This is a genomic window from Amycolatopsis sp. WAC 01416 (assembly GCF_003947485.1).
Lineage (GTDB): Bacteria > Actinomycetota > Actinomycetes > Mycobacteriales > Pseudonocardiaceae > Amycolatopsis.
Map to the genome: position 1 here is coordinate 660,452 of NZ_QHHX01000002.1, position 26,210 is coordinate 686,661.

At 69.6% G+C, this 26,210-nt stretch carries 25 protein-coding genes; 11 read left to right on the top strand and 14 right to left on the bottom strand.

Features of this window, described 5'->3' with window-relative positions:
- Window positions 1–40 precede the first annotated feature (40 nt).
- From DL990_RS07515 to DL990_RS07530, 4 genes are read left to right on the top strand one after another with little or no spacing between them, the layout of a single operon-like run.
- Window positions 41–1,048: an iron ABC transporter permease gene (locus DL990_RS07515; protein ID WP_233620414.1), complete on the top strand. Its 1,008-nt coding sequence runs from the start codon at window positions 41–43 to the stop codon at window positions 1,046–1,048.
- Window positions 1,045–2,103, top strand: a complete 1,059-nt coding sequence (locus DL990_RS07520) for an iron chelate uptake ABC transporter family permease subunit (RefSeq protein WP_125798233.1) — start codon at window positions 1,045–1,047, stop codon at window positions 2,101–2,103. The genes DL990_RS07515 and DL990_RS07520 overlap by 4 nt, the downstream gene beginning before the upstream one ends.
- The gene (locus DL990_RS07525; RefSeq protein ID WP_125788879.1) at window positions 2,100–2,894 is read left to right on the top strand and encodes an ABC transporter ATP-binding protein; all 795 of its coding nucleotides are present in this window, start codon (window positions 2,100–2,102) and stop codon (window positions 2,892–2,894) included. Before DL990_RS07520 ends, DL990_RS07525 begins: the two co-directional genes overlap by 4 nt.
- A gap of 37 nt (window positions 2,895–2,931) precedes the next feature.
- On the top strand, window positions 2,932–4,371 hold the full coding sequence (locus DL990_RS07530) for an FAD-binding oxidoreductase (protein WP_233620415.1): 1,440 nt from the start codon (window positions 2,932–2,934) through the stop codon (window positions 4,369–4,371).
- On the opposite strand, the gene DL990_RS07535 is transcribed toward DL990_RS07530, so the two are convergent.
- The 3 genes from DL990_RS07535 to DL990_RS07545 are packed head-to-tail and all read right to left on the bottom strand — an operon-like array spanning window position 4,368 to window position 7,465.
- Complete coding sequence (locus DL990_RS07535) at window positions 4,368–5,813, bottom strand: aldehyde dehydrogenase family protein (RefSeq protein WP_125798234.1); 1,446 nt, start codon at window positions 5,811–5,813, stop codon at window positions 4,368–4,370. The genes DL990_RS07530 and DL990_RS07535 overlap by 4 nt on opposite strands.
- Before the next feature lie 18 nt (window positions 5,814–5,831).
- Window positions 5,832–6,866 (bottom strand): zinc-dependent alcohol dehydrogenase family protein, encoded by a 1,035-nt coding sequence (locus DL990_RS07540; protein WP_125798235.1) that lies wholly within the window; start codon window positions 6,864–6,866, stop codon window positions 5,832–5,834.
- Between the two features lie 53 nt (window positions 6,867–6,919).
- Window positions 6,920–7,465: a DinB family protein gene (locus DL990_RS07545; RefSeq protein WP_125798236.1), complete on the bottom strand. Its 546-nt coding sequence runs from the start codon at window positions 7,463–7,465 to the stop codon at window positions 6,920–6,922.
- A gap of 126 nt (window positions 7,466–7,591) precedes the next feature.
- Here DL990_RS07545 and guaA point away from each other — a divergent pair, with 126 nt between their 5' ends.
- Entirely contained in the window at window positions 7,592–9,148 is a 1,557-nt protein-coding gene (gene guaA, locus DL990_RS07550) for a glutamine-hydrolyzing GMP synthase (RefSeq protein ID WP_125788883.1), read from the top strand.
- Window positions 9,149–9,437: 289 nt separating this feature from the next.
- Here guaA and DL990_RS07555 read toward each other — a convergent pair whose 3' ends face one another.
- Window positions 9,438–9,680, bottom strand: a complete 243-nt coding sequence (locus DL990_RS07555) for a hypothetical protein (RefSeq protein WP_125798237.1) — start codon at window positions 9,678–9,680, stop codon at window positions 9,438–9,440.
- Window positions 9,673–10,944: a PspC domain-containing protein gene (locus tag DL990_RS07560; RefSeq protein ID WP_125788885.1), complete on the bottom strand. Its 1,272-nt coding sequence runs from the start codon at window positions 10,942–10,944 to the stop codon at window positions 9,673–9,675. Before DL990_RS07560 ends, DL990_RS07555 begins: the two co-directional genes overlap by 8 nt.
- Window positions 10,945–11,054: 110 nt before the next feature.
- Here DL990_RS07560 and DL990_RS07565 point away from each other — a divergent pair, with 110 nt between their 5' ends.
- Genes DL990_RS07565 through DL990_RS07575 form a run of 3 tightly spaced genes read left to right on the top strand, consistent with a single transcriptional unit; the run spans window position 11,055 to window position 13,509 of the window.
- Window positions 11,055–12,410, top strand: coding sequence for an ATP-binding protein (locus DL990_RS07565; RefSeq protein ID WP_125788886.1), 1,356 nt, complete (start codon window positions 11,055–11,057; stop codon window positions 12,408–12,410).
- A 7-nt stretch (window positions 12,411–12,417) separates the two neighbouring features.
- Window positions 12,418–13,125 carry a response regulator transcription factor gene (locus tag DL990_RS07570; protein ID WP_125680018.1) on the top strand — a complete coding sequence of 236 codons (708 nt, stop codon included), beginning with the start codon at window positions 12,418–12,420 and terminating at the stop codon, window positions 13,123–13,125.
- A complete protein-coding gene (locus DL990_RS07575) occupies window positions 13,126–13,509 on the top strand; it encodes a DUF4345 domain-containing protein (RefSeq protein ID WP_125788887.1) in 384 nt (127 codons plus the stop codon).
- A gap of 6 nt (window positions 13,510–13,515) precedes the next feature.
- Here the strand turns inward: DL990_RS07575 and DL990_RS07580 are convergent, their stop codons facing one another.
- Together DL990_RS07580 and DL990_RS07585 are read right to left on the bottom strand one after the other, a co-directional pair.
- Window positions 13,516–13,860 (bottom strand): hypothetical protein, encoded by a 345-nt coding sequence (locus tag DL990_RS07580; protein ID WP_125788888.1) that lies wholly within the window; start codon window positions 13,858–13,860, stop codon window positions 13,516–13,518.
- Window positions 13,857–14,795: a DMT family transporter gene (locus DL990_RS07585; RefSeq protein WP_125798238.1), complete on the bottom strand. Its 939-nt coding sequence runs from the start codon at window positions 14,793–14,795 to the stop codon at window positions 13,857–13,859. The genes DL990_RS07580 and DL990_RS07585 overlap by 4 nt, the downstream gene beginning before the upstream one ends.
- A 101-nt stretch (window positions 14,796–14,896) precedes the next feature.
- On the opposite strand from DL990_RS07585, the gene DL990_RS07590 reads away from it, so the two are divergent.
- Window positions 14,897–15,829 (top strand): LysR family transcriptional regulator, encoded by a 933-nt coding sequence (locus tag DL990_RS07590; RefSeq protein WP_125788890.1) that lies wholly within the window; start codon window positions 14,897–14,899, stop codon window positions 15,827–15,829.
- A gap of 62 nt (window positions 15,830–15,891) precedes the next feature.
- On the top strand, window positions 15,892–16,560 hold the full coding sequence (locus DL990_RS07595) for an alpha/beta fold hydrolase (RefSeq protein WP_125798239.1): 669 nt from the start codon (window positions 15,892–15,894) through the stop codon (window positions 16,558–16,560).
- On the opposite strand, the gene DL990_RS07600 is transcribed toward DL990_RS07595, so the two are convergent.
- From DL990_RS07600 to DL990_RS07630, 7 genes are all read right to left on the bottom strand, one after another.
- Window positions 16,557–17,603, bottom strand: coding sequence for a serine/threonine-protein kinase (locus DL990_RS07600; protein WP_125798240.1), 1,047 nt, complete (start codon window positions 17,601–17,603; stop codon window positions 16,557–16,559). The genes DL990_RS07595 and DL990_RS07600 overlap by 4 nt on opposite strands.
- A gap of 13 nt (window positions 17,604–17,616) precedes the next feature.
- On the bottom strand, window positions 17,617–19,227 hold the full coding sequence (locus DL990_RS07605) for a serine/threonine-protein kinase (protein ID WP_125798241.1): 1,611 nt from the start codon (window positions 19,225–19,227) through the stop codon (window positions 17,617–17,619).
- A 219-nt stretch (window positions 19,228–19,446) separates the two neighbouring features.
- Window positions 19,447–20,292: a hypothetical protein gene (locus DL990_RS07610; RefSeq protein WP_125798242.1), complete on the bottom strand. Its 846-nt coding sequence runs from the start codon at window positions 20,290–20,292 to the stop codon at window positions 19,447–19,449.
- 254 nt (window positions 20,293–20,546) lie between these two features.
- Entirely contained in the window at window positions 20,547–21,803 is a 1,257-nt protein-coding gene (locus DL990_RS07615) for a hypothetical protein (protein ID WP_233620416.1), read from the bottom strand.
- Between the two features lie 338 nt (window positions 21,804–22,141).
- Entirely contained in the window at window positions 22,142–22,447 is a 306-nt protein-coding gene (locus DL990_RS07620) for a hypothetical protein (protein ID WP_125788895.1), read from the bottom strand.
- 307 nt (window positions 22,448–22,754) lie between these two features.
- A complete protein-coding gene (locus DL990_RS07625; RefSeq protein ID WP_125788896.1) occupies window positions 22,755–23,042 on the bottom strand; it encodes a chorismate mutase in 288 nt (95 codons plus the stop codon).
- 167 nt (window positions 23,043–23,209) lie between these two features.
- Complete coding sequence (locus DL990_RS07630; protein WP_125798243.1) at window positions 23,210–23,629, bottom strand: DUF1707 domain-containing protein; 420 nt, start codon at window positions 23,627–23,629, stop codon at window positions 23,210–23,212.
- A gap of 90 nt (window positions 23,630–23,719) precedes the next feature.
- Here DL990_RS07630 and pcrA point away from each other — a divergent pair, with 90 nt between their 5' ends.
- Window positions 23,720–26,137 (top strand): DNA helicase PcrA, encoded by a 2,418-nt coding sequence (gene pcrA / locus DL990_RS07635; RefSeq protein ID WP_125798244.1) that lies wholly within the window; start codon window positions 23,720–23,722, stop codon window positions 26,135–26,137.
- The last annotated feature ends 73 nt before the right edge of the window (window positions 26,138–26,210 follow it).

A 26,210-nucleotide genomic window follows, 5' to 3' on the forward strand; every position in this document is an offset into this window, starting at 1 on the left:
TGTGCGGTTAGGCTTTCCTAACCGGAGCATAGGATGGCGGATGTCCACAGTGGAAGTTCGTGTTGGGAAGGCGACAGCGGGAGCCCTGCTCGTCACACTTCTGGCTGTGATCTGCGTCGCGAGCATCGCCCTCGGTGCGCGTTCGATTCCTTTGGGTGTCGTCTGGGACGCCATCTTCCATCCCACGGGTGTGCCGGATCATCTGATCGTCCGTTCGTTACGCGTCCCGCGCACGCTGCTCGGCGTACTGGCGGGCCTCGCGCTCGGCGCGGCCGGCGCGCTCATGCAGGGCCACACCCGGAATCCGCTCGCCGACCCCGGCTTGCTCGGTGTCACCCAGGGCGCGGCGTTCGCGGTCGTCCTCGCGGTCGTCGTGCTGGGTATCGACGACCTGTACGCGTTCATCTGGTTCGGCTTCGCCGGTGCCTTGATCGCGAGCGCCGTGGTGTTCCTGCTCGGCGCGGTCGGCGGCCGCGGCGCCACCCCGGTGACACTGGCGCTGGCCGGAGCCGCGGTGAGCGCCCTGCTCAACGGCGTCATCTCCGCGATCGTGCTCGGCGACGACCGCGGGATGGAGACCTACCGGTTCTGGCACGTCGGCTCGATCGCCGGTCGCGACCCCGCGATGATCGGCCAGATCGCCCCGTTCGTGGCGGCCGGCCTGCTCCTCGCGGTCATCAACACGCCGGGGATGAACACGCTGGCGCTCGGTGACGACGTCGCCGTCGCGCTCGGACGGCGGGTCGGGCGCACGCGGTTGCTCGGGGTCGCCGCGATCACGCTGCTGACCGGTGCCGCCGTCGCCGCCTGCGGGCCGATCGCGTTCCTCGGCCTGCTGGTCCCGCATTTCGCGCGGGCGATCAGCGGCCCCGACTACCGGTGGCTGGTGCCGTTCTCCGCGGTACTCGGCGCGATCCTGCTGCTGGCCGCGGACCTCCTCGGCCGCGTCGTCGCCTCGGACAACCTGGAGGTCGGCATCATGCTGGCGGTGCTCGGCGTGCCGGTGTTCGTCCACCTGGTCCGCAAGAAGGGCTTGGCACGGATATGACGGCTCCCAAGGTGATCTCGTTCGGCCCGGCGGCCTGGACCGTCCGGCCGAGGACACTCGCCGTCGTGACCCTCGCGGCGGTCGCACTGGTGCTGGTCGCGGCCCTGAACATCGGCATCGGCACCTCGCACATCGGCCTCGGTGACGTCCTGAAGACGCTGTTCGGTGGTGGCACCGCGCGGGAACGCGGGATCATCTTCGACCTGCGGATGCCGCGTACCTTGACCGCGATCGGCGTCGGCGCGGCCCTCGGGCTGTCCGGCGCGCTGTTCCAGACCATCGCCAGGAATCCGCTGGCCAGCCCGGACATCCTCGGCATCACCTGGGGCGCGGGTGTCGGCGCGGTCGGCGTGATCGTCGCGGGCGGCACCGGCGGCCAGGTCAGCGGACTGGCGAGCACGCTGGGCGTCCCGCTCGCGGGGTTGGCGGGCGGCGTGATCGCGGGAATCCTGCTGTACGCGCTTTCGTGGCGGCGCGGGATCGACGGCTACCGGCTCGTCCTGATCGGTATCGCGCTGTCGGCGGTCGGCTACAACCTCGTCTACTGGATGCTGACCATCGGAGACGTCGACAACGCCGCGCGGGCGACGACGTGGATCGTCGGCAGCCTCGCCGACGTCGGCTGGGAATCGGTCGCGCCGGTCCTGCTCGCACTGGCCGTGCTCGCGCCGATCACGCTGGTCGCCGGGCACACCATCGGCGGCCTGCAGTTCGGTGACGACACCGCGCGCGGCCTCGGTATCCGGGTCGACGCCGCCCGCGCGACCCTGCTGTTGCTCGGCGCGGCCTCCGTCGCCGTCGCCACCGCGGCCGCCGGCCCGATCACCTTCGTCGCGCTGGCCACCCCGCAGATCGCCTTGCGGCTGGTCCGCTCGGCGCAGCCGCCGCTGTTCGGGTCGATGGTCCTCGGCGCGCTGCTGACCGTCGGCGCGGATTTCGCCGTCCGGGTGACGCCGGGCCTGTCCGGGCTGCCGGTCGGGGTGCTGACGGCGATCCTCGGCGCGCCCTACTTGATCTTCCTGTTCGTCCGCAGCCGTAAGGAGGAGCGCGCGTGAAAGCCAGATTGCGTGCCCGGGAATTGGAACTCGGCTACGGCGAAACGCCCGTCGTGACCGGCCTCGACCTCGACGTCCTCGACGGGACCGTCACCGCGATCATCGGCCCCAACGGCTGCGGCAAGTCGACGCTGCTGCGCGCGCTGGCCAGGTTGCTCAAACCGCGGCAGGGCGCGGTGCTGCTCGACGGCGAGCGGATCGAAAAGCTGCCGACCCGCGAGGTCGCCAAGATCATCGGCCTGTTGCCGCAGACGCCGTCCGCGCCTGAAGGGCTGACCGTCTCCGACCTGGTCCGGCGGGGGCGGCATCCGCATCAGAGCTGGTACCGGCAGTGGTCGTCCTCCGACGACGAGGCGATCGAGCGGGCGCTGCGGCTGACCGGGATGGACGAGCACGCCGGCCGGGTCGTCGACCAGCTTTCCGGCGGGCAGCGGCAGCGGGCGTGGATCTCGATGACGCTGGCACAGGAGACCGGGCTGCTCCTGCTCGACGAACCGATCACCTACCTCGACCTCGCGCATCAGATCGACGTGCTGGACCTGGTGTACCGGCTGCACAACGAACGCGGGACCACCGTGGTGATGGTGCTGCACGACCTCAATCTCGCCGCCAGGTACGCGGACAAGCTGGTCGCGATGCGGGACGGCCGGATCGTCGCGCAAGGGCCACCCGCGGAGGTCCTCACCGAGCCGCTGCTCGACGAGATCTTCGGTCTGACGGCGAAGGTCATGGCCGATCCGGTGTCCGGCACGCCGCTGGTCGTGCCGGTGAGCGCACACCTTCGGGGGTAGGGCCGCAACCTGCCCGCCCGCTGGGCGTCTAACGGGCATGGAGAGAAGGGCGTTCCTCAAACTCGCCGGCGCGACCGTGGCCGGGGCGGCCGCGACGGCGTGTTCCGCCGCGCCTCCCGCGCAGGCGCCCAGCTCGGCTCCCGGCACGTCCTTGCCGCCGAGCACCAGTGTCACGCCGCCGTCCGGCCCGCCGGACTGGGCGGCGTTGCGGAACAAAGTCTCCCTGCTCCTGCCCGGGGATTCCGGTTACGACAGCGCCAAGCGCGTGTTCAATCCGGCCTTCGACGGCCTCAATCCCGCTGCCATAGCGAAATGCGCCAAGCCCGAAGACGTGCAGGCGGCCGTTTCCGCTGCCGCGAGATGGGTTCCCATCGCCGCGCGCAGTGGTGGGCACAGTTACGCCGGTTACTCGGTTCCCGACGGTGGTTTGATGATCGACCTCGGTGGAATGTCCTCAGTGGACGTCCAAGGTGAACAGGTCGTGATCGGCGCGGGCGCGAAACTAAAGGACGTCTACGCGACGCTCGGTGCCGCCGGCCGTTGCCTGCCCGCGGGTTCCTGCCCCAGTGTCGGGATCGCCGGGTTGACGCTCGGCGGCGGAATCGGCGTCCTGGCGCGAAAATACGGTCTCACCTGTGATCATCTGGTGTCCGCGCAGGTCGTCACGGCGGACGGGAAGCTCCGGACGGCGTCAGCGGACTCCGAACCCGAATTGTTCTGGGCGTTGCGTGGCGGGGGAGGCGGGAACTTCGGGGTCGTCACCTCGTTCACCTTCCGCACGGATCCGGCGCCGTCGGCCGTTTCGGTGTTCTCCTTGCGTTTCCCGGCGGGCAGCGCGGACGATGTCGTCGCCGAGTGGCAGCGCTGGCTTCCCGAAGCCCCGCCGGAGTTGTGGGCGAATGTCGTGCTGTCTGGAGGTTCTCCGGTCGGTGCGCGGATTTCCGGTTGCTACGTGGGCGATTCCGCTTCCTTGGGCAAGCTGCTGAACGGATTCTCCGGTGCGACGCGTTCCGTCAAGCAGCTCGACTATCTCGGCGCCATGAAGTACTTCTCCGGCAGCGAGAACCGTCAGTCCTTTGTGGCCTCATCGCGGATTCTCGGCGAACCGGTGGATCCTGCGAAGCTGACGTCGATCCTCGACGGCAGGCGTGGCATGGACCTGCTGGTCGACGGTCTCGGCGGCGCCGTCGCCGACATCGCCCCGGACGCCACCGCGTTCTGGCACCGCAAAGCGATCGGCAGTGTGCAGATCTACAGCCAGGCGGACGCGCGCAACCGTTCCGTGGCAACGGATTCCGTCGCGGAAGTGGTGACGGGGCTCGGGCTGGACGGAGGTTACGTCAACTACATCGACCCCGCCCTGCCCGACTGGATGACCGCCTATTACGGCGGCAACGCCGCCCGCTTGAAGCAAGTGGCGAAGACCTACGACCCGGACAAGGTGTTCGGGTTCGCGCAGGCCGTCACCCCGGACTAGAGGTCGATGCCGGTGAAGACGGTGACCCTTTCCTCGGTGAGGTCGTGCATCGCGGCGAGGACGCCTTCCCTGCCGACACCTGATCCCTTCACACCGCCGTACGGCATCTGGTCCGCGCGATAGGACGGGACATCGCCGATGATCACGCCGCCGACTTCGAGTTCGGTCGACGCGTAGAAGGCCAGATGCACGTCGCGCGTGAACACGCCGGCCTGTAAGCCGTACGCGGATTCGTTGACCGAAGCGAAAGCCTCGTCGACATCGTCCACAATGGACACAGCGAGCACCGGGCCGAAGATCTCTTCCGCCCAGGCCTTTGTGGACGGTGGCACGTCGGTGAGCACGGTCGGCTCCACCGTCGCGCCGTCTCGCTTGCCGCCGGTGAGGATCTTCGCGCCCGCGGCGACGGCCTCGTCGATCCAGGCGACGATCCGTTCCGCCGCGGCCTCGTCGACGACCGGGCCCACGTCGGTGTTCTTGTCGTACGGGTCACCGGTTCGCTGTGCCCGCACGGCTTCCACCAAGGCGGGCACGAACTCCTCGGCCACTTCGCGTTCGACGATTACCCGCTGCACGGCGATGCAGGACTGCCCGGCCTGGTAGTTGCCGAAGGTCGCGATGCGCTCCGCGGCGCCCTCCGGATCCGGCCAGTCGCGGAGCACGACGGCGGCCGCGTTGCCGCCGAGTTCGAGCACGACGTGCTTGCGCGGCGCGGCATCCGCGATCGACCAGCCGACCGGACCCGAACCGGTGAACGACACGACCGGCAGACGGGGATCCGCGACGAGCACCGACGTCTCCTCGTTGCCGAGCGGCAGCACCGAGAACGCGCCTTCCGGCAGATCCGTCTCCGCCAGGATCTCGCCGAGGATCAGCGCGGACAACGGCGTGCGCGGCGCGGGTTTGACGATGATCGGCGCGCCGACCGCGAGCGACGGCGCGACCTTGTGCGCCACCAGGTTCAGCGGGAAGTTGAACGGCGCGATACCCAGCACCGGGCCGCGCGGGATGCGCCGGGTCAGTGCCAGCCTGCCCTCGCCCGCCGGATCGGTGTCCAGGCGCTGCAGGTCACCGCTGAACCGGCGGGCCTCCTCGGCGGCGATCCGGAACACCGACACCGCGCGCCGCACCTCGGCGTCGGCCCACTTGAGCGGCTTGCCGTTCTCGGCGGTGATGACCTCGGCGATCTCCTCGGCCCGGCCGGCGATGACGCGCGAAACGTGGTCGAGCGCCGCGGCGCGGCTGTGCGCCGAGGAACGGCGAAACTCCTTCGCGACGCTCGCCGCCGCGCTCACCGCTCGTTCGACCTGCTCCGGTCCTGGCACCGCGACGGTGGCGACTTCGCTGCCGTCAAAGGGGTGGTGCACGGTGATCGTCGAAGCGCCCTGCTCGGGGCGTCCGGCGATCCAGGCGGGGCGCGGCTCCGGGGTGATCATGTCCATGGGGACAAGGTATTCCAGCTATGGCTTGACGAGCACCTTGAGCGCCTCGCGGTCCGCCATGGCGCGGTAGCCGTCGGGGACCTCTTCGAGCCCGATGGTCCGGTCGAAGACCTTGCCCGGCTGATACCGGCCCTCGACGACGTCTTCGAGCAGTTCGGGGATGTAGTGGCGCGCGGGCGCCACGCCGCCGGTGACGGTGATGTTGCGGCGGAAGAGCGACGGGCCGATCGGCCCCTCGGCGTACTGCGGCACGCCGACGCGGCTGACCGTGCCGCCGGGGCGGACCGCGCCGACGCCCATCTCGAAGGCGGGCTTCGTGCCGACGCATTCGAGAACGGTGTGCGTGCCTTCGCCGTTTGTCAGCTCTCGGACCTTCTCGATGCCTTCGTCGCCGCGCTCGGCTACGACGTCTGTCGCGCCGAACTCGCGGCCGAGGTCCGTGCGGGTCCGGTGACGGCCCATCAGGATGATGCGCTCGGCGCCGAGGCGCTTCGCCGCGAGGACCGCGGAGAGGCCGACGGCGCCGTCTCCGATGACGGTGACGGTGGTGCGCTCGTTCACGCCCGCCTTCACCGCGGCGTGGTGGCCGGTCGCGAACACGTCGGAGAGCGTGAGGAACGAGGCGAGCAGGTCGTCGTCCTCGGTGTGCGGCAGTTTCACCAGCGTGCCGTCGGCCTGCGGGACGCGGACGGCCTCGCCCTGACCGGCGTCGACGCCCTTCGCGCCCCAGTTGCCGCCGTGCAGGCACGAGGTGTGGAGGCCTTCGCGGCAGAACTGGCACGTGTTGTCGGAGTAGACGAACGGCGCGACGGCCAGGTCGCCCGGCTTGAGCGTGGTGACGTCGGAGCCGACGGCCTCGACGACACCGAGGAACTCGTGGCCGATCCGGACGCCGCGGTCGCGCGCGGGCATGCTGCCGTACGGCCAGAGGTCGCTGCCGCAGATGCAGGAGCGGACCACGCGGAGGAGGGCGTCCGTCGGTTCGCTCAGCTTCGGGTCCGGGACGGTCTCGACGCGTACGTCGCCGGCGCCGTAGATGAGAGTCGCTCGCAAGACGGGGTCCTTTCCTCGGCTGGCCCCAGTATGGGCGCGTCGCGTTTAGCCCGCTAAACGCGCTCTGCTCGAGGACGGGACCGGTAGAGGTCTCGCAGGAGGAGGACCTCGGCGCCGTGGTGGATGGCCTCGCGGTTGATGTGCAGGACGAGCGTCGCGAGCGGGTACTCCGCGTACGGGCCCTCGGCCTCGCCGCAGGGGCGCGCGAGGTCTTCGGCGGGGGAGCCGCGGACGCCGTCCCGCCAGCGCGCGTAGGCGTCGTCGAGCTGCTCCAGCGCTTCTTTCGCGGAGCCTGCGTAGGGGAAGGTCTGGTAGTCGGCGGGCGGGCCGCCGAAATGCGACGCGTTCCGCATCGCGAAGACGCCGATGACGATGTGGGCGAGCCGCCAGGCGATCGTCGTCACCGGCGGCGGCGACGGCTCCGGATACGCCCAGTCGATCGTGAAAGCGCCGTTCTCGCCCGGCCGTATCGTCCAGCAGTCCTCGACGGGCTCCCAGAGGTATTCGTCGTCGGTGAGGGTGTCCAGCCGGGGCCGGAGATGCCGCGTCCAATGCCAGTCGAGCTGTTCGGAGAGTTCCTTGCTCCAGTCGATGTCCATGTCCCGGACGGTAGGACGCCTCGCGGTCATCCGCTGTCCTGAATCGTGAGGGGGTTGGCGGCGAGGTGACCCGGCCCACCTGGGACGATGGTGGGGAAGCGTACTGCTCTGATCTGGAGGTTTCAGGTGCCAAGTCCCACCGGTCCGGTACTCGTCGTGGACTTCGGGGCGCAGTACGCGCAACTGATCGCGCGCCGCGTGCGCGAGGCGCAGGTCTACTCCGAGGTCGTCCCGCACACCGCCACCGCCGAGGACATCCTCGCCAAGGACCCCGCCGCGATCATCCTTTCCGGTGGCCCTTCCAGCGTGTACGCGGAGAACGCCCCCGCCCTCGCGCCCGGCCTTGTCGACGCGGGCGTGCCGATCCTCGGGATCTGCTACGGCCACCAGGTGCTCGCGCAGGCCCTCGGCGGCACGGTCGAACCGACCGGGATCCGCGAGTTCGGCCGCACCGAAGTCCGCGTCGCCGGTGAAGGCGGCGTGCTGCACGCCGGCCTCCCGAGCAACCAGCCCGCCTGGATGAGCCACAACGACAGCGTCACCAAGGCTCCCGAGGGCGCCACCGTGACCGCGTCGAGTGACGGCGCCGCCGTCGCCGGGTTCGAAGACGTCGAGCGCCGCTTCGCCGGCGTCCAGTACCACCCCGAGGTGCACCACTCGCCGCACGGCCAAGAGGTGCTCCGCCGCTTCCTGCACGACATCGCGGGTATCAAGCCGCAGTGGACGACGTCGTCCATCGTCGACGACCAGGTCAAGCGCATCGCCGAGCAGGTCGGCGACGGCCGCGCGATCTGCGGGCTCTCCGGCGGCGTCGACTCCGCTGTGGCCGCGGCGCTGGTCCAGCGCGCCATCGGTGACCGGCTGACCTGCGTGTTCGTCGACCACGGTCTGCTCCGCTCCGGCGAGCGCACCCAGGTCGAGCGTGATTTCGTCGCCGCGACCGGGGTCAACCTGGTGACCGTCGACGCACGCGACCGGTTCCTCGACGCGCTGGCCGGGGTCACCGACCCCGAGGAGAAGCGCAAGATCATCGGCCGCGAGTTCATCCGCGTGTTCGAGCAGGCCGAGCGCGACCTCAAGGCCAAGGGCGACTACAAGTTCCTTGTCCAGGGCACGCTGTACCCGGATGTCGTCGAATCCGGCGGCGGCGAGGGCGCGGCGAACATCAAGAGCCACCACAACGTCGGCGGGCTGCCCGACGACCTGCAGTTCGAGCTGGTCGAGCCGCTGCGCCTGCTGTTCAAGGACGAGGTGCGGCGCGTCGGGCTGGAGCTCGGGCTGCCGGAGACGATCGTGCAGCGGCAGCCGTTCCCCGGCCCGGGGCTCGGCATCCGGATCATCGGCGCCGTCGACGCCGAGCGGCTCGAGACGCTGCGCGCGGCCGACGCGATCGCGCGTGAGGAACTCACCGCGGCCGGGCTCGACGGGGAGATCTGGCAGTGCCCGGTGGTGCTGCTGGCCGACGTCCGCAGCGTCGGCGTCCAGGGCGACGGGCGGACCTACGGGCACCCGATCGTGCTGCGGCCGGTGTCTTCCGAGGACGCGATGACCGCGGACTGGACGCGGCTGCCCTACGAGGTGCTGGAGCGGATCTCGACCCGCATCACCAACGAGGTCGCCGAGGTGAACCGGGTGGTACTGGACGTCACGTCCAAGCCCCCGGGCACCATCGAGTGGGAGTGACCGCACCCGCTCCGACTTGCGTTTAGCGGGCTGAACGCGATCTGTCAGGCCCTGGGCACCCAGGCGACCGGATCGCGTTTAGCCCGCTAACTGCGCTCTGGGCCCCTTGGGCACCCGCGCGGGCCGGATCGCGTTTAGCCCCCTAAACGCGATCCGGTGCGGTCGGAGCGCGGCGGCCGCCGGATCGCGATTAGGGGGCTAAAGTCGCTCCGCTCCGGGGTGCGGGCAAGGCGAAGGCCCCGGCGAGGGGCCGGGGCCTTCGGAGTGGGGTGGATCGTGAGCGGGGCCGCTAGCGGCGGCTCTTGCGCAGCGAAGCGGCGAGAAGCAGGACGCCGACGAAGATCGCCCCACCCGCCATGACCCACCGGAAGTCGAACTGCGGGAGCCACGAGGCGCCGTCCGAGAGGACGTAACCCGACACCAGCAGCGTCGCGATCCCGATGATCAGGGTGAAGACGTCCACCCCGCGCTTCGCGGGCTGCGACGACTGAGTCTGCGTGCTGTCGTACTTGTCGTAGTCGTACTCAGCCACGACGCACCTCCACGTTCCCGACCCCGGTTTCGACCTTCACAGTGATCTTCTGTCCATTGGTGCCCGGCGACGTGAAGTCGACGACCTCCTCGCCGACCCCCGAACGCGACTGGCCTAGGCAGTCGATGTCGCCCGCTCCCGTCTCGCAGGAGACCTTCACTTCGGCACCCATCGGCACGAGCACCGTCGAGTTACCGGCTCCGTTCGAGACCGTCGTGCTCACCGAAGCCCCAGCGGGCAGCTTGGTCAGGTCGATGTCGATGTTCCCCGCCGAACGGTGGTACTCAGGCAGCACCTCGGACACCTGGCTCGGCGTGTCCTTCAGGTCGCCGACGCCGCCCTTCACGGAGAAGTTCTCGAACGGGACCGTGGTGAGCGCCATCCCGACGATCGCCAGCGGCACCGCCAGCCCGATCAGCCCGCGACCGCCCCGGACGAACGCACCGGCCACCAGCCCGATACCGACCACGCCAAGGGTGAGCCCGACGACGTGCTGCGGGGTGAACCACGCCTCGCCGTCCAGACCCAGAACGGTGCCGACCCCGCCGACCAGCACGGCGATCCCGAAGGTCGCGGCGCCGATCTTCGACTTCCGGCCGCGAGGCGCCGGCGGCGCGGGAGGCGGCGGAGGGGTCTGCGGCGGCAGCCCACCGGACGGCGAAGCGTTCGGCAGGTCCCAAGCCGACGGGTCGGCCGCGAGCGGGTCCCAGCCGCCTTCGGTCGCCGTCGAGGTGGAAGCCGCCGACGCCGACGCCATCGAGAACGCGGCCGTCGGATAGGCCGGAGCGGGCACCGTCGGCCGGTTGAACTGACCGCGGTTGCGGTGCAGCAGGTACAGCGCGACGGCCATCAGCGCCAAGCCGATCAAGCCGGTGCCGTCGGTCATCCAGCCGCCGCTCAAGGTCCAGGTGAGACCGGGGAAAAGCAGGAGCAGCAGCATCACCGCGAACGCGGGCGAGCTCGACGCGCGCCCCCGGCCGATCAGGCTCTCGAACGCGGAGACGGGGTCGCCCTCCTGTGGCAGGAACAGCCAGCCCAGCAGATAGACGAAGACGCCGAAACCGCCGAACACGGTCGCCGCGACCAGCGCGACACGGACCACGGTCGGGTCGATGCCGTACCGGTAGCCGATGCCGGCGGCCACACCGGCGAACTTGCGGCCCGCCACCGGGCGGACCGGCCTGCTCCGCCAGAAATCCTTGACGGTCTCCTCGAAGCCGGCCGCGGGGCCGCGCTTCGGAACCTGTGTCTCACTCCCACTCATGCCACAAAGAATGCGCTCCGGCGGGCCCTCGCCACATCCGGGAACGTCCCTGAGGTTTCCCCAGCGGGAAGAGTCAGGGGTTTCCCCGATGGATCAGTACTCCACTCCGTGTGACCATGGAGTACGTGCAGGAATCCGCCCCCAACGACCTCGCCGGACAGGTGAAGCCGACGATCATCGAGCGCCCGCTGGTGCCCGTCGCCGGCAGCCTGTCCCCGGCACCGTTCGAGCCGCCCAAGATGTACCGCCGCCGCTCCGGCCGCGCCATCGCGGGTGTCGCCGGCGGTCTCGCCGACCACCTCGGCGTCAAGGTGCTCTGGGTCCGGACCGCGTTCGCGTTGCTCGCCGCGCTGAACGGCGTCGGTCTTCTCGCGTACGGCCTGCTGTGGGTTTTCGTCCAGCAGCAATCCGGTGAGGTCGAGCCGGAGAAATCCGCGCCGAAGGACAAGCAGCAGGCTTTCGGCCTGATGGCGCTGGGTGTCGGCCTCGCCGTCGCCAGCGGCACGCTGACCGGCTTCATCAGCGGCTGGGTCGCCATTCCGCTGGCGCTCGCCATGATCGGCGCGGCCGTCGTCTGGCGGGAGGCCGACGAGTCGCAACGACGGCGCTGGCGCCTCGGCGCCAAGGGCGGTGTCGCCACGGCGTTCCTCGGCGGCGGAGGCTGGTCGGCCGCGATCCGTGTGGTCGCCGGCGTCGCGCTGGTGATGGCGGGCATCGGCGTCGTCGTCCTGCAGAGCGGCAGCATCGACCAGGTCAAGTTCGCGCTGGTCGCGGTGATCGCGACGCTGTTCGGGGTGGCCGTGCTGACCGTCCCGTTCTGGCTGCGCCTGGTTCGCGATCTGTCCGACGAGCGCACCGCCCGCATCCGCACCGACGAACGCGCCGAGATCGCCGCGCATCTGCACGACTCGGTCCTCCAGACCCTCGCGCTGATCCAGAAGCAGGCGGATTCGCCGCGTGAGGTCGCCCGCCTCGCGCGTGGTCAGGAACGCGAGCTGCGCGGCTGGCTGTACGGGCCGTCGGGGTACGGCAAGAACAAGAAGACCGAGGAAGAGGCCATCAGCGGTCAGCTGTCCGAAGTACTCGCTGCCGCGTGCGGCGAGGTCGAGGACGCGTTCGCGATCTCGGTGCAGCAGGTCGTCGTGGGGGAGGCCACCCTGAACGAGCCGCTGACCGCGCTGGTCCAGGCGGCGCGCGAAGCGATCGTCAACGCCGCCAAGCACGCGGGCGTCGACGAGGTCAGTGTGTACGCCGAGGTCGAGCCGACGGCGGTGACGGTTTTCGTACGGGACAGAGGCAAGGGGTTCGACCCCGATGTCGTGCCGAGCGATCGGCACGGTCTCGCCGATTCCATCCGGGGGCGGATGGAACGGCACGGGGGCAAGTGCAAACTTCGTACCGCACCGGGTGAAGGAACCGAGGTCCAGCTGGAGATGCCGGTCAAGGCGGGGAAGGGCGCGGCGTGAGGTCGCTATGCTCACGGGACAGGGCGAGCGAGGGAGCATCGTGACGGAGAACCAGCAAACGCGGGAGCCGGTCAAGGTCTTCCTCGTCGACGACCACGCGCTCTTCCGCGCCGGAGTGCGCACCGAACTGGATTCGATCACCGACGACGTCCGCGTGGTCGGTGAGGCGGGCTCGGTGGCCGAGGCGGTCGCGGGCATCGCCCGGACCAAGCCGCAGGTCGTCCTGCTCGACGTGCACATGCCCGACGGTGGCGGCGCCGAAGTCCTGCGCCGGATCCGGCCGGAACTGCCGGACGTCGTGTTCCTCGCGCTGTCGGTCTCCGACGCCGCGGAGGACGTGATCGCCGTGATCCGCGCGGGGGCGCGGGGGTACGTCACGAAGACGATCTCGTCGAAGGAACTCGTGCGCGCCGTCGTGCGGGTCTCGGACGGTGACGCGGTGTTCTCGCCGCGGCTGGCGGGCTTCGTGCTCGACGCCTTCGCCGACCGGCCGGGTTCCGCGCCGATCAGCGACCCGGACCTCGACCTGCTGACGCCGCGGGAGCGCGACGTGCTGCGGCTGCTCGCGCGCGGGTACGCGTACAAGGAGATCGCGTCGGAGCTGTTCATCTCGGTGAAGACCGTCGAGACGCACGTGTCGAGCGTGCTGCGGAAGACGCAGCTTTCGAACCGGTACGAGCTTTCGCGCTGGGCTTCCGACCGGCGTCTCGTCTAGGTGGCGCCTGTCCTCATCGGCCTGGTGGCCGTGTTCTTCCTCGGCATGGGGCTGCTCGGGCTCGCCGCGCCGGGGCGGCTCATCCGGCCGTTCGGCATCACGCTGGAGTCGGCGACGGCGCGGACCGAAGTGCGCGCGGTGTACGGCGGCTTCGGTGTGGCTGTCGCGGTGCTGCTCGGGTTCGCGGCTTTCGACGTCGGCGGGATCCAGCGGGGTGCCGCGATCGCGGTGGCCGTCGCACTCGTCGGGATGGCCTTCGGGCGGCTGGTCGCGCGGTTCGCGGAACGACCGGAGCGGTTCTATCCGAGCTGGCTCTATTTCTGGGTGGAGCTGGTCATGGCCGCCCTGCTCGTCGTCGCGGTCGCGTCGCCTTTAGCGGGCTAAACGCGATCAGTGGAATTCGTGGGTCACTTCGATCTTCCCCACGATGTGCGTGTTGAACTCGGCGAGGTCCTCGGCCGGGACCCACAGCTCGAGGATGGTCTTCCCGCCGGCCTGCTGGACGGGGTACCGCTCGACGAACGAGGTCTCGACCTCGAACCGCGTCACGAAGCCCGCGCCGTCGTATCGCACGTTCCAGTCACGGGCGATCTTGATCGCGTAGTCCTCGTTCAGCACCGGGTAGAAGATCGGCTGCTCCGGCAGTCGCGGTGGCCACTCGCGCCAGCCCGACTCGCGGACGAGGTCGAGCTCGACGGGCCCGGTCGGGCGCCACAGGGTCGTCGTGTCCGTCATGGCGCGACCTTATCGGCGGCGAGAGGGCGCTCGACCTGCGGAGTGGTAGCAAAGGTCCCTTGCTCCTTCGGCCGGAGCCGGGTCAGCGCGACCCCGCCCAGCACGACGACCATCCCGGCGATCACCCGGAAGTTCAGCGGCTCGGCCAGGAACACGGCCCCCAGCAGCACCGACACCACCGGCAGCAGGTATCCGACGATCGACGCCGCGACGGCGCCCTCGCTCGCGAGGAGCTGGTAGTTCAGCGCGAACGCGATCCCGGTCGACCCGATGCCCAGGATCACGACCGCGACGATCGCGCCGGTGCTCAGGTGCACCGGTTCGAAACCGCCCATCGGCATGGCGAGCAGCATGAACCCGGTCGCCAGCAGCATCTGCCCGCCTGCCAGCGCGAGCGGCGAGTCGCCGGTTCCGGTGAGGTACTTGCCCTCGTAGACGAACGCGAACCCGTAGCTCGCGGCCGCCGCGAGGCAAGCCAGCGCACCCCAGCTGACCAGGCCGGAGGCCTCCCACGGCGCGAAGATCAGCAGGATGCCGGTGAGGCCGACGACCAGCCCGGCGACCCGCAGTGCGGTCATCTTCGTCCGCGCGCCCATCATCGGCGCGGCCAGCAGCACCCACAGGGGTGTCGTCGAGTTCAGCACCCCGGTGATCCCGGAGTCGACGGTCAGCTCACCCCACGCGAACAGCAGGAACGGCAGCGCGTTGTGGAAGAACGCCGCGACGGCCAGATGTCCCCAGATCCGCCGTCCGGACGGCAGCCGGTCCCGGCCGAGGTAGCAGAGCCCGATCAGCACCGCCGCGCCGAGCGCCACCCGCGCCAGCACCAGCTGCACCGGCGAGAAAGCGCCGAGCCCCAGTTTGATCCAGAAGAAACTCGATCCCCACATGAGCGCCAGCGCGCCGATCCGCAGCAGGGTCTTCGTCTCGCCCACCCCAGTCCTCCTTAGTGCCTGGCTCAGCTTCGCCGCGCCGACGCGTAAGGACAAGCGAAAATAACTGCAGGGAGGCTTAAGAAGAACTGTAAGATCGGGCCATGCTGGACGTCCGCCGCATGCAGGTCCTCCGAGCCGTGATCAGCAGTGGTTCGATCACCGCCGCCGCCAGGAACCTCGGCTACACACCATCCGCGATCAGCCAGCAGTTGTCCACCCTGGAAAGGGAAGCGGGGGTCGAACTGCTCGAGCGCGTCGGCCGCGGCGTGCGCCCGACGCCCGCCGGTTCGCTGCTGTCCGAACACGCGGAAACGCTGAGCACGCAGCTCGCCAAGGCCGAAGCCGCGCTCAGCGAACTCAAGGAAGGCCGCACGGGCAGGCTCGCGATCCGCTACTTCGCGACGGCGGGTGCCTCGCTGGTGCCGTTGGCCGTCGCCGCGCTGCGCCGGGACTTCCCGGGTGTCCGTCTCGACCTGAAACTGGTCGAGCCCGACGATTCGATGCCCGAGATCGAGTCGGGCAAGGCCGACGTCGCGATGATCGTGCTCCCCAGCAGCACCCCCCGGGTCAAAGGTGTCGAGTACATCCACCTCCTCGACGACCCGTACCGCGCGATCCTGCCGAAGAACCACCGGCTCGCCCGCAAACGCGTCCTCGATCTCGGCGAACTCGCGGAGGATCCGTGGGTCGGCGTCGACGGTCTCCCCGGCGCCTGCCGAGACATCCTGCTCGACGCCTGCGGTGCAGCGGGATTCGCCCCGAACCACGTCGTCGAATCCGAGGATTACCAGACGGCACAAGGGTTCGTGGCCGCCGGGCTCGGCGTCGCGCTGATCCCGGAGCTCGGCCTCGGCGCCCCGCACCCCGGCGTCGCCATCCGCAAGGTCCGTCGTCCGGATCCGGTCCGGTCCATCCACGCGGCCGTGGCCGCGCACGCCAGGGATCACCCCGCGGTGCGACGGTTCCTCAGCGCGATCCGCGAAGGGGCCGGACAGGTAAGCGGGACTGGCCGAGTGGGCACGAAAACCGGCTGAGCTTGAACAGCCGCACCGGCGGTCGACAACCTGGCAGGGAACCCGCCAGCGAAAGGATCCCGGTGCGTCCCCTGATCGTCCTGCACGGCTCTTGGCGCCAGCCCGCCCATTTCGACGACGTCGTCGAACGCCTGCGCCGGGAAGGCGCCGACGTCACCGTCCCCGACCTCGGCGGGCGTCCGATCGCCGAAACCACCCGGACCGTCCAGGAACTCGTCGACCGCGCGGCCGAGCCTCCGGTGGTGCTCGCGCACTCCTTCGGCGGGCTCACCGCGAGCGGGCTTCAGGGGGTCTCACACCTGATCTTCCTGGCCGCGATCGTCAGCGAGCCAGGGGAAACCGCCCAGTCCTGGGTCGAGCGGATCAAGGAGGAAACCGGCCGCGAACCGGATCAGGTGCCCTTGACCTTCGACGACGCGGGCCTCACCCATCTCGACCTCGCGGCCGTCCGCGAGGCCATGTACGCCGACTGCACGGACGCCGTCGTCGAGCGCGCCACCGCGTTGCTGCGCCCGGAACCGGTCACGATCTTCGACGAGTCGCCGGAAGGCTCGGCGTGGAAGGACACCCCGACCACGTACATCGCCTGCACCGAAGACCGGGCGCTCGCGCCGGAACTGGTGGCTCACTGCGCCGCGCGCTGCGAAACGACGGTGACCTGGCGGGCGAGTCACAGCCCGTACCTCAGCCGTCCGGTGGAATTGGCGACGCTGGTCCGAGAGCGGCTTTAAATCAGGAACAGTTCCGCGAACAGCACACCGATGAGGATCGCCGCCACGACGGCACCCGCCACGATCAGCCACTTCCGGGTGTCGGGCGACTTCGCCGCGGCCGGTGCGGCGGGCGCGTACTGCTGCGCCGACGGCGTGTACTGCGGCTGCGGCGGCTGATACTGCTGCGGCTGGTGTTGGGGGAACTGCGGAACCGGCTGCTGCTGCGGGGCCTGATTCATCGGCATCGGCATCGAGGCCGGAACCGTCGGCATGGCGGGCGCGGTCGGCGGGATGAACGCCGTCTGCCTGCCCTCGGTGATCGCGCTCAGCGAGCGGACCGTGTCGGCCATCGTCGGCCGCGAATCCGGTTCGGCCCGCAGCATCTTGCGCAGCGCGCCTGCCAGCGGGCCCGCGGTCTGGGGCGGCCGTTCCGAGGATTCACCGTCCTCACCGAACGGCGGCACCCCCTCGACGGCCGTGTACAGCGTCGCGCCCAGCGAGAACACGTCGGACGCCGAAGTCGCCGGCTCGCCGCGCGCCACCTCGGGCGCCCGGTACGCCGGGCTCGGTCCGCCACCGGTGATGCCGATGTCGGTGAGCTTCACGCCGCCGTCGTCGGCCAGCAGGACCGTGCCCGGTTCGACGGTCCGGTGCACCACCCCGGCCTCGTGCATCGCGGCCAGCGCGCGGCCGAGCACGATGCCCAGCCCGGCAGCCTGTTCCGCGGTCAGCCTGCCGTGCTCGGCGAGGAACGTCGCCATCCCGCGGGACGGGATGTACTCCATCACCAGCCACACGTCCGCCCCGTCGGGCAGCACGTCGTACACCTTGATGGCGGTCGCGTGCTCGAACTTGGCCGCGTCCTTGCCTTCTTGGACGACGACGGCCTTGGCCTGCTCCGCCCGGTCCGGCGGCAGGCCGACGGGCAGGTACATGCGCTTCATCGCGACCGTGCGCAGCAGACGTGTGTCGAACGCCAGCCACACGATGCCCGCCCGGCCGCGCCCGATGGGCTGGTCCAGGCGGTACCGGCCGCCGACGATGGAACCTTCAGAACTCAATGCAATCCTCGGATCACGTGCCAGCCGGGGTCGATGTCGGCGTCTCCGTGTTAGTCGGAGTTGTCGGTGTAGTCGGAGTCGTTGTCTTCGTCGGCGTCGTTTTGGTCGGTGTCTTCGTCGGCGTCGGCGGATCCGGTTCCTGAGTCTGACTCGCCTTGCTCGACGTCTTCTTCGACGAGGTCGGAGTCTCCTTGGGCGGCTCGGCCGATTGCGTCTCCGTCGGCGTTTCCGTCGTCTCGGGAGCCGATGACGTCGCCGAAGGAGTCGGCTTCGTCGACGAGTTCCCGACCTGGGCGGGCGTCTCCGGGTTGTTCGGGCTCAGCAGCCAGAACCCCAGCGCGGCCAGCGCCACCACCACGACACCGCCGATGATCGCGGGTTTCTTCCACGCGCCCGGCTTCTCGTCGTCCTCGTCCACCGGGCTGGTCTGCGCGCGGGTGGGCGGCGGCGGGGGCGGGTCGTCGTAATCGTCGTCGTAGGGATCGTCGTCGTAGCTCGCGGGGATCGGGACGGCGCGGGTGGGCGCCGGGCCGCCGCCGGGGTGGCCGCGTTCGGCGAGCAACGCCGTCTCGTCGTAGTTGTCGTACCCGTCGTAGTCGTCTTCCGGGTAACCCGACGCGGGCGGCTGGTGGTAGTCGTCTTCGTCGTAGTACGAACCCGCCGCGGCCTGCTCGTCGAGGAGCGAGCCCGAATGACCGGCCGCTTCGCTGTCGAGCGCCTGGGTCACGCCCGCGCCGGCGAGCGCCCCCGCGATCGGGGCGGAGAGCACGGTCTCGTCCGCGGGACCGCCCAGCGGCGTTTCACCCCGGGCGACAGCGGCGAGGAGTTCTTCGCACTCTTCGGCGGTGGGCCGGTGTCGCACCTCCGGGTGCAGCAGCACGGCCAGCACGCTGGCGAGCGGGCCGGACTGACGCGGCGGGATGATCTGGCCGGCCGCGACCGCGTGCAGCAGGCTCAGCGTGTTCTCGCTGAGGCCGAACGGCGGCTGGCCTTCGCAGGCCGCGTAGAGCGTCGAGCCGAGAGAGAAGACGTCGGATTCCGGGCCGGGATCGCCGCCGATGGCCACCTCGGGCGCCAGATAGGCGGGGGTTCCGGCGATCATCCCGGTCTTCGTGACCGTGACGTCGTCCTTGGCCCGCGAGATGCCGAAGTCGGTGATCTTCACGGTGCCGTTGGGCGCCAGCAGGATGTTGCCGGGTTTGATGTCCCGGTGCACGATGCCGACCGCGTGCGCCTCGGTCAGCGCCGCCGCGACCTGCGCGCCGATCCTGGCCACCTCCGTCGGCGGCAGCGTCCGCTCCTCCTGCAGCACCTGGGCGAGGCTGGTGGAGTTCAGGTACTCCATGATCAGGCACGGCTGGCCGTTGTCGTCGGTGACGACGTCGAACACCGAGATGGCGTTCGGGTGGTGCAGCCTGGCGGCGATCCGCCCCTCGCGCATCGTCCGCTGGCGGGCGTCTTCGGCGTCGTGAGCCTCAAGACCGGGTTGCAGCAGCAACTGCTTGATCGCCACCGTGCGGCCGAGTACCTCGTCGTGCGCTTGCCACACGGCCCCCATAGCGCCCGTGCCGATCCGCCCGGCGATGCGATATCGACCGGCGACCAGGCGACCCTCGTCGCTCACGCGACCTCCCTTTGGGCTCCGTCTTCACGTCGCGGAGTCGTCCGCGCACGCGGTGCGGCCTTCAGCACGCCACAGCGTTGGAGCGTATGCACATGTAGTGGTCTGTGTGCCGGCTTTTCCGAGACCGACTCGTGACAAGGCTAGGCGCTCACTCTGCGCACACACACGCGGCACACTCTGATCGCACTGGGTGGAGAGCCGTTACACGCGGGGTGTCCGTCACATGTGCTGCGCGGACAGCAGCCGCGCGTCGGTGATCAGACCGGTCGTTTCGTCGGCGAATTCCAGCACCTGCGTGACCCGAACCATGCCGCCGTCCGCGTTGCGCATGGTCACCACGGCGAGGATGGTGCCGTCGGCCTGCTCACGGAGATCCTGGATCTGGATGGCGTCCATGGCGCTCCACGCCTCGACCAGCCTGCCCATTTCGGACTCGGCCAATACCGGCGTGAGCAGCGACATCGCACCGTAGGGATCGGCGTCGACGGTCTGGTAGAACTTCCGGACCGCGTCGAGCTTGCCCTCGGCCGTGGTGACCGCGGCCGGTTTGGAGACCGGCTGCGAACTGGCGCTGCTGGACGCCGAACCCTGTTGCGTGAGCGAGCCCGAGGCGGTACCCGAAGACGGCTGCGGCGTCGTGCTGGTGCCCGCGGACGTCGGCGTCTCCTGCTTCCGCTGCGGCTCCGTGGAGTCCGGCACGGCGAGCCCGCCGAGCGCGGCGGCCCCGCTCACCACCTCGGGTGCGGCGGCGCCGGGCGCCGTGCCTTGAGGCTGGGCGCCCGCGAGCACGCCCGCGGTGACGACGGCGCCCGCGACCAGCAGTCCGGCGGCCACCAGCCCGGCCACCTGGGTGCGCCGGGCGGCGCGGCTTTCCGGCTCGTCCTCTTCGGGCTCGGGCCGCGGCGACGGCTCTTCACGGGTGCGGGCGGGAACGAACTTCTGCGGCTCGCGGAAGACCTGCTCGAGGAACTCGCGGTCCACACGGGTGTCGTTCAGGATCTCTTCCGGGATGACGTCCTCGACACGTACGGCGTCCTCACGCCGTATGCGCTGTCGATCAAGCACGAAATTCCTCGCTCTGGTCCGGGGCAGGCGCTGGGCCGTTCGGCCGACGCCTCTGGTCCGCGCGGCCGTCTTCTGAACGGTGCGGACCCTGCAGTCGTCAGGTAACCCTGTGCGGACGGTTCGCGGCCAGGCTCTATCGCCGGAATGCCGTCGCCATACGACGAACGGCAGCTTAGGTCACCCACCCGGACCAGGGACGACCGCTCAACGCACCGCACGTGCAGGGGAACAGACACCTGCACGTGCGCGGACGGCTACATGCCGTCGTCGACGATCTTGTCGTCGTCACCGAAGGTCAGTGTGCGCTGCTCCATGGTCTTCGTTCCGTCTTTGTGGGTGACCTCGACGGTGTTGACCGTGACGCCGCGGCGCTGGTCGATGCTGACCTTCTTCACCTCGAAGTAGGCGACGTCCGCGTAGCGCTCACGAAGACCCTGCGCGCCTTCTTCACTCAGGCTGCCGGAGGTCACCGAAGAGGCCTCATTGGGATCGGTGGTGACGTTGTTGAGGAAGATTTCGGTGTTGTCGCCCATCGTCTCCGCGTCCGGTTGTGACGCGTACCAGGGAGACGTTGTGGTGGTGCGGTCCGCGGGCATGACCGGCGGCTTCTGCGGCCGGTCGCTCGACGACGGCGCGGGCCGCCCGGACGTGACCGGCCCGCCCGAATCCGGCTGGGATTCGCTGCTGCCGGAGCCGTCGTTGTCCGACGAGGTACCGGAGTTGGCGGAACTGCGGTCGTCCCTGGTGGAGGAATCGGACTCGGAGCTGGACGGGTTGCCCGCCGCACCGCCCTGCGGCGGCGTGGCCGGGTTGCCGGCGAGGCCTTCCTGCGTCAGCGGGCTGCCACCGCGGTATCCGGGCCAGCCGCCTTGGCTCTGCTGTTCCGGGAGAGGTTTGCCGACCAGGAACGAACCGGCGAAGAGCAGGCCGACGACGACCAGCGCGGACGCCGCCGCCGCGAACCAGGCGGCCTTGCGCCAGGTCTTGGGCGGGGTCACCGAGGCGGGCACCGAGCCGAGGTCGAAGGTGCTGAGGCCGTCGACAGGTGGGGCGAGGTAGACGCGGACGTCATCGGTGTCACCGTCGTGATCGTCGATCTCCACCGGCTCGGGACGGCGGGGAGCGGGGGCGGTCAGCGTCACCTTCGTGCGCTGGGCGGCCTTCGCGCGCCGTTCCTCGGCGGAGGGCCGAACCGGTTCGGTGAACGAGACCTCGACGCGGGCCGGGCGTGCCGGGTGTTCTACGGGGACCTCGCGAGCGGGCTGGGGGAGCGGCAGACGGCCGCTCGATGGGGCGTAGCCGGGGCTCGGCGCCCTCCTGTTCCGCGGTGGCGGCAGCGGCAGGGAACCGGTGGAGGGCGGGGCGAACTCACGCTGTGCGTGATGCCCGTGCCCGGTAGGGCGCTGCCGCCTCGGCGGCACGGGTGGGGTCCAGCTCTCGGTACCGCCCGCCCGGTGGCGGCCCGCGTGCGTGGCGCCGTCCCGTCCTTGGTGTTCCGCCCAGCCGTTCATGTCCGAGCGACCCCCTCGCGGGCCGTCCCTGACGGCGATGTGACACCGGTTAAGCCGAACGGAGCAGCGCTTTCACGGGATCCCTCGCTTGCAGACTCCCGGGCACTCTCGTGAGCAAATGCACGCGCATGCGACTGTGGACGCGCGGGGCCATCGCCCCCGCGCGTCATACGGGCATCGCCCGACCCAGACGCAAGGGTCCTCACGGGATCCACACTAAAAGTTCGACACGCGCAAGTCTTCACCCACTCTGCAAGTTGCAGATGTTTCACTCGGTCGGGCGCGGCCGAACGGGCCTCGGTGACGTTACGCAGTGCTATCAGTGCTGGTGGAGCCGCTCAGTTGCCGCTGCGGTACTTCTGCTGGGTCGATTGCAGGGCTTTGGTGGCGGTGATCCCGCTACCCGCTGCAAGCAAAATGGCGATGATGTCGAGCGTCGTTCCCCCACTGGTGAGCAACCAGGCGAAAAGCGAGGCCGCGGTGGTACCCGCTGCGATCGGCCAGCGTGTCTTGACGTACTGGGCGATGGGCGTGCCGCCCGCGCGCTTACCCGCCGCGTTGTTCAGCATGGCTAGGTAACCGAGATGGCCCAATGTCGCCAGGACACCGGCGATCGCGATGATCACGGCGATGAGGTTAATCATGTGTCCAGTTTGCCCTGTCCCGCGTCGTCGTGGCTCGGGGAACACCCTGAGTTTCGCCTCACGGCACGAGATCGTGACGTGAGGCCGACGTCCGCATCACTCACCGGCCGGGTTCCGCGCCGAGTCGTCCGTCCAGTCACGCGTGCCGTCCATCCAGTCACGCCTGGCGTCCGTCCAGTCACGCGTGGCCGACACTCTCGCAGGGCGTCACGGCCCGTCCCACCGTCTGCCCCGGCGAAGGACGCCTTCGCCGCGTGCCATGCGGCGAAGGGTGCTTTCGCCACGTGAGACGCGGGGAAAGTCCCCTTCAGCGCCCCAGCCTGCCCCGGCCCAGATTCAGCAGCGCCATCGCCAGCTGCCGTCCCTCCGGCCCGAGTTCCCGGTAGCGCGCCAGGACGTCCATCTCACGGTTGTAGACGATCCTGGTGCCGCCCGCGGCCATCCTGGCCGCACCGATCGTCTTGGAGACTTCGACGCGGCGTTTGACCAGCCGCAGGATCTCGCCGTCGAGCCAGTCGATCTCCTTGCGGAGCTCACCGATCTCTTCGGCCGTGGCGATGGGTTCTTCGGCGTCCGGCTTCTGTGTGGTGTTCATCGGGACCTTTCTTCGGTCCGGATTCCCTGCTGGCCCCCGGAACAGCGTAAAGCCCCGGGGTCCGTGGACTCCGGGGCTTCGGGTGATGGCATTTCGGCACTATGCGATCACGGGAGCCGGAGTCCGGGTCCCGTAAAAAAATCGCGTCACGTGCCGCATGCCGATCATTATGCCACAGCGAAACCGTCCTCCCGCTCGAAGCGGCGGCGCGCTCCGCGGACGCGGGCGTGCACGAGCACGCTCATGGCCAGCCAGAACATCGGCATCGCCGGCCAGAAGAACGGCACCCCCGAAGCCGTCCAGCGGACGATCAGCAGCACCGAAAGCACGACGGCGACCGCGAGGTGGGCCCGCACCGCCGGATGCCCGAAGACGACAGGGCGCCGCTTCGGCACGGGTTTCGGCAGATCGGCCGTGAGCACGGAGAGTTCGTCTGTGTACTTGGTGGAATACACAGTGCCGAGCCGCTCTTCTACTTCTTCGAGGGTGAGACGGCCTTCGCCGCCGGCGGCCTGGATGAGCGAGACGACCCGCTCCCGGTCGGTGTCGGCGGCCCTGAGCCGGGAGGGGATTCCGTTGGTGTCCATGGCATCCGATCCTCCGCCGCGAACACCGTCCGCGCGTCGGACGGCAGGCGGCAACACCGCCTACGCCCGGCGCTGTAGCGTGGACCGGCGATGAACACCCTCTTCGATCTCCCAGCGGACGGTCCGGCCAAGCCCCGGCACGCGGACCTGCTCGACGACCTGAACCCGGCACAGCGCGAAGCCGTGACCCACGCGGGCTCGCCGCTGCTGGTCGTCGCGGGCGCGGGTTCCGGCAAGACCCGGGTGCTGACCCGCCGGATCGCGTACCTGCTGGCCGAACGGGACGTGCACCCCGGCCAGGTCATGGCGATCACGTTCACCAACAAGGCGGCCGCGGAGATGCGGGAGCGGGTGAGCGACCTCGTCGGCCGCCGCGCGAACGCCATGTGGGTGTCGACGTTCCACTCCATGTGCGTGCGGATCCTGCGGCGTGAGGCCAAAACGCTGGAGATGTCGTCGAGTTTCTCGATCTACGACTCGGACGACACGAAGCGGCTCATCACCCTTGTCGCCCGCGATCTCGACATCGACCCGAAGCGGTACGCGGCGCGCACGCTGGCCGTGCACATCTCGAACCTCAAGAACGAGCTGATCGTTCCGGAGACGGCGGTCGCCGACGCGGGCAACGACCTCGAACGCCGCGTCGCCGAGGTCTACGTCGAGTACCAGCGGCGGCTGAACCAGGCCAACGCCTTCGACTTCGACGACCTCATCATGCGGACGGTCGAACTCCTGCAGACGTATCCGGACGTCGCCGAGTACTACCGGCGGCGGTTCCGGCACGTGCTGGTCGACGAGTACCAGGACACGAACCACGCGCAGTACACGCTGATCCGCGAACTGGTCGGCACCGAGGCGAACGAGGCCGGGATCGAGCCCGCCGAACTGTGCGTCGTGGGTGACGCGGACCAGTCGATCTACGCCTTCCGCGGGGCGACCATCCGCAACATCGAGGAATTCGAACGCGACTTCCCGAACGCGCGGACGGTGTTGCTGGAGCAGAACTACCGCTCGACCCAGACGATCCTGAACGCGGCGAACGCGGTCATCGCGCGAAACCCGAACAGGCGCGCGAAGCGGCTGTGGACCGATTCCGGTGACGGCGAGAAGATCGTCGGCTACGTCGCGGACAACGAGCACGACGAAGCGGCGTTCGTCGCGGGCGAGATCGACGCGCTGGCGGACAAGGGCGAAGCGGACTACTCCGACGTCGCGGTCTTCTATCGCACCAACAACCAGTCGCGTGTCTTCGAAGAGATCTTCATCCGCCTCGGCCTGCCGTACAAGGTCGTCGGCGGCGTGCGGTTCTACGAACGGCGCGAAGTCCGCGACATGCTCGCGTACCTGCGGGTGCTGGCGAACCCGGAGGACACGGTCAGCCTGCGCCGGATCCTCAACGTTCCCAAACGCGGCATCGGCGACCGCGCCGAAGCGGTCATCGCGACGTATGCCGAGCGCGAGCGCATCTCGTTCGCGCAGGCGCTGCGCGGCGCCGTCAACGGCGAGGTGCCGCTGCTGAACCCGCGCTCCGCCAAGGCGATCACCGGTTTCGTCGAGTTGATGGACGAACTCGGCGAGGTCGTCGAGAGCGGCGCCGAAGTCGCCGACATCCTCGAAGCGGTCCTGGAACGCACGGGCTACCGCGCGGAACTCGAAGAGTCCGACGACCCGCAGGACGCGTCGCGGGTGGAGAACCTGACGGAACTCGTCACCGTGGCGCGGGAATTCACCGAGTTCACCGCCGAGGTCGCCGGTCCGGATGGTGAACTCCCCGAAATCGAGGCCGTGGACCCCGGAGTGCCGGAGCCGGGCTCGCTGCCCGCGTTCCTGGAGCGCGTTTCGCTGGTGGCCGACGCGGATTCGATCCCCGCGGCCGACGGTGGCGATGACGGTGACGGGCACGACGCGGGCGTGGTCACGCTGATGACCGTGCACACCGCGAAGGGTCTCGAATACCCGGTCGTCTTCGGCACGGGCTGGGAAGACGGAATCTTCCCGCATATGCGTGCGCTCGGTGACCCGACGGAACTGGCCGAGGAGCGCCGGCTCGCCTACGTCGCGATCACGCGGGCGAGGAAGAGGCTTTACGTCTCCCGTTCGATGGTGCGCTCCGCGTGGGGCCAGCCGCAGATGAACCCGGCTTCGCGGTTCCTCGATGAGCTCCCCGCCGAGCTGGTCGATTGGCGCAGGCTCGCGCCTTCCTCGTCCTCCGGTGGTTTCGGTTCGTCGGGTGGTTCGCCGCGCGCCGCGACGACCTGGGGCAGCCGCGGTGGCGGTGGCGCCTCGCCGTCGAGGTCGACGGGCACGAGTCCGTTCGGCAAGGGCTGGAAGGAAACCGTCGCGCTCAAACTCGACATCGGCGACCGGGTCAGTCACGACAAGTACGGGCTGGGGACCGTCATCGCCTGCGACGGTGTGGGCCCGCGTGCCACGGCGACGATCGACTTCGGCGCCGCGGGCAAGGTCCGGCTGATGCTCATCGGCAGTGTCCCGATGGTCAAACTCTAGCTCTGACCTGCGGTTTCTTCACCGCGTACGAAAACTGTCGGACCCCTCCCGTATACCTGTGCCATCGAACACG